13 protein-coding genes and 2 pseudogenes are annotated in these 13,329 nt (G+C 70.4%); 9 read left to right on the forward strand and 6 right to left on the reverse strand.

Annotated elements, in window-relative coordinates:
* The first annotated feature begins 222 nt into the window (after positions 1-222).
* From AB0J71_RS47210 to AB0J71_RS47220, 3 genes are all read left to right on the forward strand, one after another.
* The gene (locus tag AB0J71_RS47210; RefSeq protein ID WP_352329226.1) at positions 223-708 is read left to right on the forward strand and encodes a MarR family transcriptional regulator; all 486 of its coding nucleotides are present in this window, start codon (positions 223-225) and stop codon (positions 706-708) included.
* Positions 709-1,005: 297 nt separating this feature from the next.
* Positions 1,006-1,986 carry a zinc-binding dehydrogenase gene (locus AB0J71_RS47215; protein WP_364420827.1) on the forward strand — a complete coding sequence of 327 codons (981 nt, stop codon included), beginning with the start codon at positions 1,006-1,008 and terminating at the stop codon, positions 1,984-1,986.
* Between the two features lie 64 nt (positions 1,987-2,050).
* Complete coding sequence (locus AB0J71_RS47220) at positions 2,051-2,956, forward strand: NmrA family NAD(P)-binding protein (RefSeq protein WP_364420829.1); 906 nt, start codon at positions 2,051-2,053, stop codon at positions 2,954-2,956.
* Between the two features lie 132 nt (positions 2,957-3,088).
* On the opposite strand, the pseudogene AB0J71_RS47225 reads toward AB0J71_RS47220, so the two are convergent.
* A pseudogene (locus AB0J71_RS47225) lies at positions 3,089-3,193 on the reverse strand (helix-turn-helix domain-containing protein); the annotation flags it as partial.
* 30 nt (positions 3,194-3,223) lie between these two features.
* Here AB0J71_RS47225 and AB0J71_RS47230 point away from each other — a divergent pair.
* Both AB0J71_RS47230 and AB0J71_RS47235 read left to right on the forward strand, forming a co-directional pair.
* Positions 3,224-3,427, forward strand: a pseudogene (locus AB0J71_RS47230) (SDR family NAD(P)-dependent oxidoreductase); the annotation flags it as partial.
* A gap of 37 nt (positions 3,428-3,464) precedes the next feature.
* Positions 3,465-3,713: a hypothetical protein gene (locus AB0J71_RS47235; RefSeq protein WP_352329232.1), complete on the forward strand. Its 249-nt coding sequence runs from the start codon at positions 3,465-3,467 to the stop codon at positions 3,711-3,713.
* Positions 3,714-3,720: 7 nt separating this feature from the next.
* On the opposite strand, the gene AB0J71_RS47240 is transcribed toward AB0J71_RS47235, so the two are convergent.
* Together AB0J71_RS47240 and AB0J71_RS47245 are read right to left on the reverse strand one after the other, a co-directional pair.
* A complete protein-coding gene (locus AB0J71_RS47240; protein WP_364394215.1) occupies positions 3,721-4,584 on the reverse strand; it encodes an aminoglycoside phosphotransferase family protein in 864 nt (287 codons plus the stop codon).
* A gap of 377 nt (positions 4,585-4,961) precedes the next feature.
* On the reverse strand, positions 4,962-5,357 hold the full coding sequence (locus AB0J71_RS47245; protein ID WP_364420831.1) for a cupin domain-containing protein: 396 nt from the start codon (positions 5,355-5,357) through the stop codon (positions 4,962-4,964).
* Between the two features lie 52 nt (positions 5,358-5,409).
* Here AB0J71_RS47245 and AB0J71_RS47250 point away from each other — a divergent pair, with 52 nt between their 5' ends.
* A complete protein-coding gene (locus AB0J71_RS47250; protein WP_352327967.1) occupies positions 5,410-6,501 on the forward strand; it encodes a helix-turn-helix domain-containing protein in 1,092 nt (363 codons plus the stop codon).
* A gap of 15 nt (positions 6,502-6,516) precedes the next feature.
* Here AB0J71_RS47250 and AB0J71_RS47255 read toward each other — a convergent pair whose 3' ends face one another.
* Both AB0J71_RS47255 and AB0J71_RS47260 read right to left on the reverse strand, forming a co-directional pair.
* Positions 6,517-7,062, reverse strand: coding sequence for a recombinase family protein (locus AB0J71_RS47255; protein WP_352327968.1), 546 nt, complete (start codon positions 7,060-7,062; stop codon positions 6,517-6,519).
* A 178-nt stretch (positions 7,063-7,240) separates the two neighbouring features.
* A complete protein-coding gene (locus AB0J71_RS47260) occupies positions 7,241-7,726 on the reverse strand; it encodes a hypothetical protein (protein ID WP_364420833.1) in 486 nt (161 codons plus the stop codon).
* A 387-nt stretch (positions 7,727-8,113) separates the two neighbouring features.
* Here AB0J71_RS47260 and AB0J71_RS47265 point away from each other — a divergent pair, with 387 nt between their 5' ends.
* Positions 8,114-8,458 carry a hypothetical protein gene (locus tag AB0J71_RS47265; protein WP_352327970.1) on the forward strand — a complete coding sequence of 115 codons (345 nt, stop codon included), beginning with the start codon at positions 8,114-8,116 and terminating at the stop codon, positions 8,456-8,458.
* 389 nt (positions 8,459-8,847) lie between these two features.
* Here AB0J71_RS47265 and AB0J71_RS47270 read toward each other — a convergent pair whose 3' ends face one another.
* Complete coding sequence (locus AB0J71_RS47270; RefSeq protein WP_352327971.1) at positions 8,848-9,810, reverse strand: LysR family transcriptional regulator; 963 nt, start codon at positions 9,808-9,810, stop codon at positions 8,848-8,850.
* A gap of 73 nt (positions 9,811-9,883) precedes the next feature.
* Between AB0J71_RS47270 and AB0J71_RS47275 the strand changes: the two genes are divergently transcribed.
* Together AB0J71_RS47275 and AB0J71_RS47280 are read left to right on the forward strand one after the other, a co-directional pair.
* Positions 9,884-10,801, forward strand: a complete 918-nt coding sequence (locus tag AB0J71_RS47275; protein ID WP_364420835.1) for a DMT family transporter — start codon at positions 9,884-9,886, stop codon at positions 10,799-10,801.
* Between the two features lie 77 nt (positions 10,802-10,878).
* The gene (locus AB0J71_RS47280) at positions 10,879-13,314 is read left to right on the forward strand and encodes a pentapeptide repeat-containing protein (protein ID WP_352327973.1); all 2,436 of its coding nucleotides are present in this window, start codon (positions 10,879-10,881) and stop codon (positions 13,312-13,314) included.
* Positions 13,315-13,329: the final 15 nt, after the last annotated feature.

The raw sequence follows: 13,329 nt of genomic DNA on the forward strand, positions 1-13,329 counted from the left end.
GCGGCGGCCGTCCGTTGCTGCTCGGCCTGGGCCTGGTCCCGCTCGCGCAGGGCGTCGTCGCGGGCCTGCTCGGGCGCGCCGCGGGCGCGTTCGTGCTCGGCGACCTGGGTCCAGGCGTCGCGGGCGGGCGTCCTGACATCGACGGCCCATGCACTTGCATCCAGTTCCCCCATACGACATAGTTGGTTTTGCCAAACCAACCATTTCGGGGACGGTGTGAGGATGGAACACGTGTCGGCAGGCAAGGACGGCCGCTCCCGCCCGCAACGTGAGGCCGTCGACGGCGTGGCGGCAGCGCTGGCCGCGGTGGGCAACTGGATGTTCTCCCCGGCCACGCGACGCAAGATCATGGCCGCCTCCGGGCTGGAGCTGTCCCTGGGCGACTACACCCTGCTCGCCCAGGTGTCGCTGCACGCGCCGGTACGACTGTCGGTCCTGGCGGAGCTGATGGAGGTGGACAAGTCCACACTGTCACCCCCGGCCAAACGCCTGGAGTCACGCGGCTTCATCGAGCGGCGGCCCGATCCGGCCGATGCCCGCGCACAACTGGTGAGCGTCACGCGGGCGGGCAAGCTCGCCATCAGCAAACTCTGGAAGGCGCGCACGGCAGCGGTCGCCGCCCTACTGGCGGAGTGGGAGCCGGCTGACGTCGAGCAACTGGCCGCGGGCCTCGGCGCGCTCAGCGAAGCGATCAAGAAGGGGCAATGAGCCCGTCACGGTACCGTCGTCTCGCCCGCGTCGCGACGTAGACCTGCGGCCACGCAGAAGTCCGGGCACAGAGACGTCCGGTGCCGCCGCTGCTCCACACCCTCTCGGCTCGTGGCTTCGTACTGCCGCACGCCACCGGCCATCCTCGACACGTGGCCGCACCTCCATCGGCCCAGGCCAGGGCTGTCGTGGTTGCCCCCGGCTCCCGTCTTGCGTGCCCGAGCGCGACGTGGCCGTCTGCGGGTCCCCCTCGTCGCGCACTCCCCTGCTGCCTTTCCATCAAGGAAGTGATGTCACATGCATGCCGTCGTGCTGCACGAATTCGGCCCACCGGCACACCTGCGCATCGCGGACGTCCCCACGCCAAGGCCGACGGCAGGCGAGGTCGCGGTGCGGGTGGCCGCGATCGGCGTCCAGTTCCTGGAGACCCAGGTCCGGGCGGGGACGATGCGCGGCGCACTCGGCGGCGCGCCGCTTCCGGTGATCCTCGGCAAGGAGATCGCCGGGCTGGTCGCCGAGGTCGGCCCCGGCGGCGATACCGCGCTGATCGGCGCGCGGGTCCTGGCCAGCACGACGGGCCTGGGCGGATACGCCGAGACCGCCGTCGTGCCCACCGGCTCCCTCATCCCGGTCGGCGACGGCATCGACCTGCCCGAGGCGGTCGCCCTCTACCGGTATGGCGTCACGGCCCAGGGCTTGATCAGCGCGGCTCGCGTGAGCGCCGGTGACCGGGTCCTGGTGCTGGCGGCCGCGGGTGCTGTCGGCACGGTCCTGGTGCAGCTGCTCAAGCGGGCCGGGGCGACGGTCGTCGCGGCGGCGCGCGGGGAGCACAAGCTCGCGCTGCTCGGCAAGCTGCGCGCCGACCACGTGGTCGACTACACGCTCCCCGGCTGGACGACCCAGGCTCGTGACGCCGCAGGCGGCTCGATGGACGTGGTCTTCGACCATGTCGGCGGAGCGCTCGGCCGCGAATCGTTCGACCTGCTCACACCGGGCACCGGACGCCAGATCACCTTCGGCTTCTCCAGCGGCACGCCGCTGGAGGTCCGGCCCATGGAACTGCTCGGCCGGGGCCTGACCCTGACCGGGTTCAGCGCGGGTCTCCTCTGGAGCAGGCCCGCCCTCGCCCGCGACCTGGTGACCGAGGTCCTGGAGCTGGCCGCGGCCGGGCAGCTCACACCGGTGATCGGCCAACGCTTCCCGCTGGAGCGGGCAGCCGACGCGCATGCCGCCATCGAGGCGCGCAGCACCGTCGGCAAGACCCTGCTCATCCCCTGACCGCATCCCTGAAACGCCCCCTTGGGGCGAACGTTCACAGCAGTTACCAGCAAGGAGTCCCTCCATGATGTCCTCTTTCCCCAAGATCTTTGTGGCCGGTGCCACCGGGCTGCTCGGCGGCCAGATCGTCCGAGCCCTTCTCGACCAGGGCGCCCCCGTACGGGCCCTGGTGCGACCCGGCACCAGCGAGGAGAAGAAGAACTCCCTCATGCGGGACGGCGGCTTGGAGCTGGTCGAGGGCGACATCACCGATCCGCCCGAGCAGCTGGCAGAGGCCGTCGGCGACGCCACGACGGTGATCTCGGCCGTCCAGGGCGGCCCCGAAGTGATCGTGGACGGGCAGGCCAACCTCGTGCGCGCCGCGGAGAAGGCCGGCGCCCAGCGGTTCATCCCATCCGACTTCGCCTTCGACCTGACCAAACTGGACGATGGCGACAACTTCATGATCGACTGGCGCCGGCAGGCCGCCACCGCACGCGCCGGCACCCGCCTGGACGTGATCTCCGTGCTCAACGGGGCCTTTTATGAGGTGATGACCGGCTTCATGGGGCTGATCGACTGGCAGCAGGCCACCCTGTCCCACTGGGGAGACCCCGACCAGCCGCTCGACCTGACCTCGGTGCCCGACACCGCCGCCTACACCGCCGCCGTCGCCCTCGACCCGGCCGCCACCGGAACCCTGCGCTTCGCCGGCGAGGTCATGTCGATGCGCCAGTTCCACGACGCGGTCCAGCGCGGCTCCGGCCGGACCCTGCGACTGAGCCACCTCGGCACCGCCGACGACCTGCGCGCGGAGATCACCCGTCAGGCGGCACTCACCCAGAACCCGTTCGACTACGTGGCGCTGCAATACCAGTGGTGCATGGTGACCGGCAAAGCCAAGTTCGACAGCCTGGACAACGCCAGATACCCGAACGTCACGCCCCAGTCGCTGACCGACTTCGTACGCGCCACCACCCCCGCGCGCTGACGCGACGCAAGCCGGTACGCGGTCACAACCTGCGGCGGACCGCGTACCGGCAACACACAGCCACGGTAGGTCGGCGTGCTCGCCCTCCGGGTCCTCGGGAGCCGAGCAGGCGTCGTGGATGACGGCGCTGAACAGCTCGTCCTTTCCGTCGAAGTGGCGGTGGACGGTCTTGATCGACACGCCCGCGGCCTCGGCGATGTGGTGCATCGAGGTCTCGGCGTAGCCCGTGTCGAGGAACGCCTCGCGGGACCGGGCTCCGCGCCGGACGTGCGCCGCCTCGACCTGACCGACCCCGGCTCGATGCGGGCGTTCGCCGAGCGCCTCCGCGCCGGCCTCGGCCGCCTCGACGTGCTGGTCAACAACGCGGTCCTGATGGCGCCGCCCCGCACGCTCACCGCCGAGGGCCACGAGCCGCAGTTCGCCGCCAATCACCTCGGCCACTTCGCGCTCACCGGCCTGCTGCTCGACCTCCTCGCCAAGGGCGACGACCCGCGCCTCGGCCGGCCTGGTGAAGCTGCTGTTCGGCCACCTTCTCGCGCCCGGCGCCCAGCCTCCCGCGCAGGGCGCGCTCCCCCAGCTCCACGCGGCCACCGCGCCCGGCGTCGAGGGCGGCGAGTTCATCGGCCCCAGCGGTATGGCCGAGCTCCGGGGCGCTCCCGAGCGGGTCCGGCCTGCCCCCGCCGCCGCCGACCCCGAGACCGGCCGGCGATTGTGGGAGCTGTCGGAACGCCTGACTGGTGTGCGGTTCCCCGTCTGACCCGCCCCTAGCCGGCCAGGGCCTCGGTGATCTGACGGGTGGTCTGCGCGGCGACGCGGGGATTGACGGCCGCGTACGTGACGTAGGCGTTCAGGCCGGTGGCGAGGGCCCAGCCGCGGCCCCGGGCCCAGGTGGCGTCGTCTACGCCGAGCACAGCGCGGAAGGCGGCCCGGCTCGAGAGCGTCATCAGCGTGAAGGCGATGGTCAGGTCGCAGGCCGGGTCGCCGAGGCCGAGCCCGCCGAAGTCGATGACCGCGCTGAGGCGGCCGTCGGCCGTCAGCAGGTTGCCGGTGTGGAAGTCGCCGTGGAACCAGACCGGGGGACGGTTCCAGGCGGGGGCGGCCAACGCCGCGTCCCACAGCTCGGTCATCGCGGCGGCGTCGAACACGCCCGCGACCCGGGCGATGGCCGCCCGCGTGTCGCGGTCGCGGTCGGCGAGCGGCCGGCCCGAGAGCCCCTCGCCCGGGACGGCGTCGGGGGTGAATCGCTGGAGGGCGGTCAGGAAGCCCGCCAGCGTGACGGCGGCCTCGGACGAGCCGGCGAGCGCCTCGACGGTCGCCGGCTCGCCCTCCAGCCACTGCGACACCGACCATCGCCACGGAAACCCCAAGTCTGGTTGCCCCACGGCCACCGGCACCGGGACGGCCAGCGGCAGGTGCGGCGCGAGCCGGGGCAGCCACTCGGCCTCCTTCTCCGCCTGCCCGACGGCGCCGTCGTGGCGGGGCAGCCGCACGGACAGCTCCTCGCCCAGCCGGTAGATCACATGGTCGGAGCCGGCCGGGTCGAGCAGCTTCAGCGGCAACCCGGCCCACTGCGGGAACTGGGTGTCGACCAGGTCCCTGGCCAGCGCGTCGGTGATCTCGGGGGTCACGGTCTCTTCCTCCGGTCGGTCACATCGGCGGTGTGCGGTGGGCCCAGGGCCGGGCCCGTTCGAGCTGGCCACCACGATCCGGGCGCGCTGAATTCACTCACCGGGAGCGTGCCGGGCACCGGCCAACCAGCGCACACCGCGTTCTTCCCTCTCATCGCACGGAGCCCGCGCGAACAGTAGCTTCGGCATGGCGGAACTTCCTGTCATGAGAGTGCCCCTGCCCGAGGCTTCTGGCCAAAGGCAATCTCACGCCCTTTCGAGGAACGCAGCACTAGGGCCGCGAGCCGCCACCTGAATCCGAGATTCAACCGGTGATGCGGCCCACGCTTGAGCGAGCGGCCGGCTGAGCGGCGGTTGAGGGGCACGCCCGGCTGCCGTCAGAGGTCGAGCGCGTACCCTGTCGTTGCGTCGACGTGGTCGGGGATCGGGGCGTGGCGGTCGCCGACCGACGGCGTCCCGGTGGGCTCGAACAGGAGGATCGCGGCTCCGGTGGGAGCGGACGGCTTGTGTTCCGTGCCGCGAGGGACGGTGAACGCCGCGCCCGTGGGGAGCCGGACCGTGCGCTCTCCACCGGATTCACGCAAGGAGATGTACAGCTCCCCGTCGAGCACGAGGAAGAACTCGTCAGTGTCATCGTGGACGTGCCAGATGTGCTCGCCCTCGACCTTGGCAACGCGTACGTCGTAGTCGTTGACGCGGGTGACGATGCGGGGGCTCCACAGGGCGTCGAAGGAGGCCAGAGCCTTGCTGAGGGCGATGGGTTCATTGCTCACGCGTCAATCCTGGCCGATCGGGCATTCTCGGCGTGAGTGCTAGAAATAGCACATGGCGCAAGAATCCTCGCATACTATCCATGCTGCGGGCCAGCATCGGGTCGTCGTGATCGTGGACGAGAACTCCAACCCCTTCGAGCTGGGCTGCGCAACGGAGATCTTCGGCTTGCGCAGGCCCGAGCTCGGGCGCGATCTCTACGACTTCCGCCTGTGTTCCCCCGAGCCGCGCACGCTGATGCGGGACGGGTTCTTCACACTCACGGGCGTCGCCGGCCTGGAGGCGGCCGATTCGGCGGACACGTTGATCGTCCCCAACCGTCCCGACGTCGAGGTGCCCCGCCGCGCCGCCGTGCTCGATGCCATCCGGCGGGCGCATGCGCGCGGTGCCCGCCTGGTCGGCTTCTGCAGCGGTGCCTTCACCCTGGCAGAGGCCGGGGTCCTCGACGGGCGCCGGGCCACCGCGCACTGGCAGTGGGCGGACTCCTTCCGGGCCCGCTTCCCTTCCGTCCGGCTCGAAACAGACGTGTTGTTCGTGGACGACGGTGACATCCTCACCGCCGCGGGGAGCGCAGCCGCGCTCGACCTGGGCCTGCACATCGTCCGCCGCGACAATGGCGCGGAGGTCGCCAATTCCGTGAGCCGACGGCTCGTCTTCGCCGCCCACCGCGACGGCGGGCAGCGGCAGTTCGTGGAGCGGCCCGTGCCCGATGTGCCGGATGAGTCCTTGGCGCCTGTTCTCGCCTGGGCCCAGGAGCGTCTGGACGCCCCGCTCGCGGTGTCCGACCTCGCGGCGCGCGCCTCGGTCAGTCCGGCCACACTGCATCGCCGCTTCCGGGCACAACTGGGCACCACGCCGCTGGCGTGGCTCACCGGGGAACGGCTTGCCCTGGCGTGCCGGCTGATCGAGCGGGGCGAGTCGCACCTTGAGACGGTCGCGCGGCACAGCGGGCTGGGCACCGGAGCCAATCTGCGTGCGCTGATGCGTCGCAAGATGGGGCTCACTCCGTTGGAATACCGGCATCGATTCGGCCCGGAAATGGACCAGGGATCGGCCGCGGAGATGAAGGGCGTGCAGGAAACGCTGGGCCACACCTCCAGGGCCTGCACGGGGTCTTGGGACCATCCGGCCGAAATTGAACGTTAGGCCTCCCGCCGCAGGTCAGGGGATTGCAGGCTTAAGCCGATCCGCGATCTGCTGGACGGTGTACTTGCGCTTTCCGTCTTGCCCCTTCATCTCATACAGCGCTCGGGCCATCTCGATTCCATCGGCGTCCAGCGTCCGCGGCCGGCCACCGACACGGCCGCGGGCTCGCGCAGAGGCCAGCCCTTCGAGCGTGCCCTCGACGATGAGCTCACGCAGGAACTCATCGAACGCGCCGAACATGTGAAACTGCAGCCGCCCGGTCGGGGTGGAGGTATCGATGCCCTGCTTGAGCACCAGCAGGTCGACCTCGCGCCCGCGCAAGTCGGCCGCCAGGTCCAGCAGGTGCCTCAGCGAACGGGCCGCTCGGGACAGGCGGGTGATGACGAAGGTGTCACCCGGCCGCAGGTAGTCCAGGGCCTTGTCCAACTCGGGCCTGCGGTCGAGCTTGCCGGACGCCTTGTCGATGAAGATACGGTCACATCCAGCAGCCGCCAGCGCGTCGCGCTGGCTGTCGGGACTCTGGTCGCGAGTGCTGACCCGCCCGTAGCCGATCTTGCTCATCCGAGATGAGTGTCATAAACGGTGACCTTGTTCCGTAGTGAGACGTTGTTTTCGGGCACGGCCTTTGAGAAATGATCGACCTGGGACGTTGCGAAGCGGCAAGATCGACTGCTCGTGTCTCGATAACGATCATTTCTGGAACCGCACAGTCACCACCCCCACTCACCGTGAGAGCTGGTCAGTTCAAATCTTCGGTGATCGTCCAGCCGCGGCTGCCGCCGATCTTGGCGAGCTGCCGGCGCAGCACCGCGATCCGCTCACGCGCGTCCGGCCCCGCGATCCCGATGGTGATGCGCTCATCCGTCGCGTGATAACTGGTCCGCCGATCGCCCGCCGCGACCCGGCACGCCGCATTGATGGCGGCTCGCAGCCGGGCCACTTTTCGTGGATCGCCCTGCCCGCCGAACCCTTCGATCGTCACGGACGAGAACAGCGGTGCGAGACACAGGCCGTCCCGTCGTTTGGCAGCGTCCAGCTCTTCCTGATCGGCACTCAGATTCTTCCGGATCCTGTCCCGGTCGGCCGAGCTGATCGGCCTGCGACCGAGCCAGTCAGGCCAGCCATCCGGCCGAGTTGGCACCACCCGCACCGGCTCGTACGGAGGCGGCGCAGCCGCTGCCTCACCGGCCTCGTCCTCAGCATCGGCGGCCCCGCTGTCGCTCAACCAGTCTCCTCGTGCCACGCCCGCGCGACAGCTCGTGATCTTCTCCCGATCGTAGCGGTCGCTTCCGGACCGATGACCTACAGATAGGACAAGGCGTGTCGCATCGTGCGTGCCCCATCCACCCACGCCCCTTCGCAACCCTGCCTGACCTGCGGCGGAGGCTTATCGTTCAATTCCGGCCGGATAGTCCCAGCCCCCCTGCACCGCCGACACTTACACCTCCGCCTACCCGCAAATGGCCACCGCGTCGGCCGAGAAGGCCACCACACCAAGGCAGACCAGGCCCGAGACCGGGAGAGTCGTCTCGTTGAGAAGCTGCTCGAACGCTTCGCCACCTGGCACCTGCTGCGCAAGCTCCGCACGATCGCCAACAGGCAACCCCTCGGCATGAACCGCAACCAGGACGCCCGCCGCGTCCTCGTCCAGGCCGACCTGGATGCTTGGCACGCCACCGCCTTCCTGGCCCGGCGGCCCGCCACGGCGTTGCTGCGCTGGTGCGTGGTCGCCGGCCACATGCCCAAAGTGGCCATCCCAACGCGCGTCACCGTCAACCCCGGCCCCGATCAGCCAGTGGAAACGACTCGCCCTGATCCGCAGGCCCTCAGCGACGAGAGCGTCCCCGACCGCGACCGGGTCATCGCCCTGCTCGTCCTGCTCTTTGCCCAGCCCATCAGCCGCATCCTCCGGCTCTCCCTCGACGACCCACCCGCGACGGCGACCAAGTTCTCCTAAGTCTCGGGGATCCGCCCTCACCCGTCCCCGGACCCTTCGCCGGACTCCTGCTCGGCTACACGCAGGCCAGACCGAACAACACCACGGCGACCAACCGGGACAGCCGCCGGCTGCTCCCCGGCCGCCGCGGCGCACAACCGCTGGACCCCACGACCACCCGGTCACGCCTGAGCAAGCTCGGCATCCTCGCCGGCCCGGCACGCTCGGCCGCGATCCGCCAGCTCGTCCTGCAGACCCCCGCCCCCGTGGTCGGCCGCATGCTCGGCTACGACGGAGACACGCCCACCTGACCCTCCACCGCAGCCGGAAGCCCATGGGGCCGCTACGCCCCGGGCGACCACGAACAGTGACACCTCTCAGCCGCTCAATGGGGAACACAGATCACTCGATCATTGCCCCCTGCCAGCGCCCCACCCCCTCCACTCGTCCGCTGCGCTCGTCACGTCCGCGGCGGCGCTGCGGATCGCCTCCAGGACGAGCCCGACCCGTGGCAGGCGGGCGTCGCCGGTGCGGGTGTAGGCCGTCACCGTGCGCTCGACGCGTTCGGCCAGCGGGTGCAGGCTGATCCCCTCGGTGTCGCGGGGCAGGGCCATGCGGGGGATGAGCGCCATCCCGGCTCCGGCGGCCACCAGCGCGCTCAGCACGGAGAAGTCGTTGGCGGTCACGATCGGACGGGGCACGATACCGGCGGCGCCACAGGCCCGGCGGGTCATCTCGTGACAGGAGGTCTCGGCGCCGGGCATCAGCCAGTGCTCGTGCGCGAGATCGGCCAGGTGCACCGGATGCCCATGGCCCAGCCCCCGCTGGGAGGCCAGGGCGGCGGGCATGGCCAGCAACACGGGCTCGTCCATGAGGTGGTGCTGCCGGCACCCGGGCGGCAGCTCGCGCGGCAGCAGGCTGTAGGCGTGGACGATCGCGATGTCGACCTCCCGGCGGCGCAGCGCCTCGGCCGCCGGATCGGGCTCGCACTCGGTGACGCGCAGCTCCGGCGTGGGCGCGCCGTCGGCGGACATCCGCCGCCACAGGCGGGGCATCAGCACCCGGGCGGCCGAGGAGAACACCGCGAGCCGGACCAGGCCCTGGCCGCCTTCCTGGAACGCGCGCAGGTCGGCCTCGACGGTGGCGATCTGCCCGAGGATGACCTCGGCGTGCTCGGCGAGCAGGTGGCCCGCAGGGGTGAGCCGCAACCGCCGCCCCTGTTTCTCCAGCAGCGGCAGCCCGGCCTCGCGTTCCAGGGCGGCCAGTTGTTGTGACACCGCCGGTCCGCTGAGGTGTCTGGCCTCGGCCGTCGCTGCCACGGTGCCGTAGATTTGCAGGTCACGCAGGAGACGCAGGCGGCGCAGATCCAACACGTAAGCAACCCTTCTTAATTTAAGAAGAAAGAGTAACTGGAACTTTCTGATTCTACGCAGCATGCTGCGCAGGGTGAATCCACCGATCTCGCTGCGTCTGGCGGCCCTGATCTCGACGGTCGTGCTCTGGGCGTCGGCCTTCCCCGCCATCCGCGTCGGCGTGGACGGCCTGGGCGTCGGCGCGCTGTCCTTCTGGCGCCTGGCCGTCGCCTCCGTCGCGTTGGCCGTGGTGAGCCCGATGCTGCGGGTCCGGCTGCCGGGCCGGCGCGACCTTCCGCTGATCGCGCTGTGCGCGTTCACCGGGATGAGCGCCTATCAGCTGCTGCTCAACTGGGGTGAGGTGCACGTCCCAGCCGGGACCGCCAGCCTGCTCATCGCCACCGCGCCGGTGTTCAGCGTGCTGCTGGCCTCGATCTTCCTCGGTGAACGCCTCTCGGCGGCCATCGTGGCCGGCACCGTCACCGCCCTGGCCGGCGTGGCGCTCATCGCGTACGCCGCCGGCTCCGCGCAGGTCACCACCAGCGCGCTGGTGATCCTCGCGGCGGCGGTCGTCCAAGGCGTCTACCACTTCGCCACCAAGCCGCTGCTGAAGCGCTACACGGGTCTGGAGGTCGCCTGTTACGCCATGTGGGCGGGCACGCTGTTCCTGGCCCCGCTGGCGCCCGGCGCCGTGCACGACCTGCTCCGGGCGCCCACCGACGCCGCCGTGTCCACCCTCTACCTCGGCCTGCTGCCGTCCGCGCTCGGCTTCGTCACCTGGGGATACGCGGTGGCCCGGTACCCCATCGCGCAGTCCACGGCAGCCCTGTACCTGGTCCCGCCGATCGCCATCGGCGTGGCGTTCGTGTGGCTGGGAGAGATACCGGGTCCGGTCGAGCTCGTCGGCGGGCTCGTCAGCATGGCCGGCGTCATCCTGATCCACCGGCACACGGCACGTCCGGCCGCTGTCCCGGAGCCATCCTCCCCCCTCCTCGACAAGGCCGAGAAGTAGCCGGCGGATGGAAGTCGCCGCCACCGCGGCCCAGGTAGCAAACGCCACGAATTTGTCATGTCTGCTGGAGGACGATTGTGAATGCGGAAGCGAACATGAGCCCGGAGGTGCGGCGGCTCGGAGCGCCTGGCCTGGTCAGAGAGTCCGACGTGCGGGCCGCGCTGACCAGGCTGGCCGTAGGCCCGGCCGGGCTGGTGATCACCGGTGAGGCGGGGATGGGCAAGAGCGCCCTGGCTCACCAGGTGCTCGGACGGCTTCAGGCCGATGGCTGGGCGGTAGCCGCCATGGTGGGCAGATGGTCTCCGCGAACGCTGTTCCGAGGCGTCACAGAGGCTGTTTCAGGTTGGGGCGAGGAGTTCTCCCCAGAACAAGCGCACATGACAGGGGCCATCGGCGTGGCTCGGTCGGACGATGCCATGTTCGACATGACCTGTCGGCTGCTGAAGAGTTTCCCTCTGGTCCTGCTCTTCGACGACCTGAGTCAGAACCTGGGCGGTACGGGTTTCCTGGATCCCGGCTTCGGCGAGGTGTTTGAGCGGCTGTGCCGGGCCGCCGTTCGGGGCCGGGTGCTGGTGACCAGCCGGACGCCGTTACCGCCCTCTGCCACGGACGACCGCCTCGGTCTCCTGCGGCTGGACCCCTTGGACCTCGCCGCAGGAACCGCGCTCGCCGCAGGGCTGCCCCTGCTGTCCACCGTGGATCCGGTCACCCGCGAGCGTGTGGTCCGCTCGACCGCGGCGCATCCACGGTCTCTGCAACTGGTCGACGCCTGGCTGTCGGCCAATCCCGAGGGTGTGCGGGCGCGGCTCGCGGCCGTGACGCCGGGGGCCGTACCGCTCGACCTCATCATGGCCGAGCTGACAGGGCAACAGCGGGAGATCCTGCTCCAAGCCGCGATCGCCACCGTCCCCGTCACCGCATACGACCTGGCCGTCGCCTGCGACACCCGCGAGCCGGACCGCAGGCGACGCCCCGAGCCCGAGCGGGCGGCGCTCATCAGCGTTCAAGCTACTGCGAACCGGCTCGCCGAGCTCGGACTGCTCCACGCATGGGAGGGATGGGAAGGCGAGATCGTCTACCTCGCCGACCGCTGGCTCGCCGAGCTGCTGACGCCGCATCAGGGGCCGGCGCTCCCCGACCGTCACGAACGTGCCATGAACATGCACTACAGCCGGACCCACGAGGGCGGCACATTCGACCACTACGTCGCGGTCTGCCGCCACCTCGTCGCGGTCCAGGGGACCAGTGACCTGATGCGCTTCCCCCTCGACGTCGTCGATAGCCTGGAGACCGACTTCGAGTACGCGGGGATGGCGCTGCTGGGCGAGATCCTGCCGTCCATACCGGCGGGTTACGAAGGCACCGTTCGTGACCATCTGGTCGCCATGCTGATCCGGAACGGCTTCCCGCGCGCCGCCCGGAAGGTGGCCGAACGATCGCTGTCCGCCGTCAAGGAGTGGGCCGCCACCCACCCGCAGCGCGACGAGGCCCGGTTCTGCCTCGGCGCCGCGTACGACACCTGCGGCCAGGCCCGGCTCGCCGACGGCCGGCCGGTGGCCGCCGAGGCGGTGCTCACGGTCGCCGTGGACATCTACCACGAACTCGCAGCCGAGCACCCGACCTTCATGGAGGCAGACCAGCGGCTCGCCGACTCGTTACAGCATCTAGGCGAGGTGTACCGCGCGCTCGACCTGGCAGAGCACAAGGACAAGGAATACGAGACCTGGGCCGAATGCGCGCAGATCCGTACCCGGCTCTTCCAGGCGACCATGAGCCCGGAAACGGCACTGCAGGCCGGCCTGGCCTTCCGCCGCCTCGCCGACCTGGCCAAGAGCGACGGCGATCGGGACAACGCGCTGACACTGCTGAGCACTCGTCTTGCGATGACGGAGGCGATGGCCGAGATGTATCCGCATGAGGAGGAGTTGGTCGCAGAGCTCGCCGGCGCGAGAAAGGATGTCGCCACCCTCACCGCACTTTTCGTCTCCACCGACAGTCCGAAGCGGGCGGGGCGTCTCCACGAGGCGGGCGACGTGGGAACGGCGCAGGTCATCGAGGTCCTGAGGCAGGGGCCGTCCGCCTTCAACCAGTGGCGCGCCGACAACGCGGAGGAGGAGCTCGATCTCTCCGGCGCCGATCTGCGCGGCATGGAGCTCGACGACATGGTCCTCGCCGGCGCCAACCTCGCGGGCGCGGATCTGTCGCGCGTCTCCGCACGCGGCGCCATCTTCTCCGGCGCCGACCTGACCGGCGCCGACCTCACCGGCGCCGACCTCACCGGGGCGGGGTTCGGCTACAGCGAGGTGATCGACGCGACCATCGCCTTCACCCGGCTGGGCAGTGCGATGATCCAGCCGGCGACCATGACCGGCGCGGTCCTCACCGACGCGATCCTCCACCACACGTCGTTCCGCGAGTGTGACCTGACTGGCGTCGACCTGCGCGGATGCGACCTTTCCCGGCTGGATCTCAAGCACTCCGGCCTGGATGGCGCGATCACCGACACGCCGTAGCACTGCGCGGCCAAG

This window comes from Nonomuraea sp. NPDC049637 (assembly GCF_040675235.1).
In the GTDB taxonomy this organism is placed as follows: Bacteria; Actinomycetota; Actinomycetes; order Streptosporangiales; family Streptosporangiaceae; genus Nonomuraea.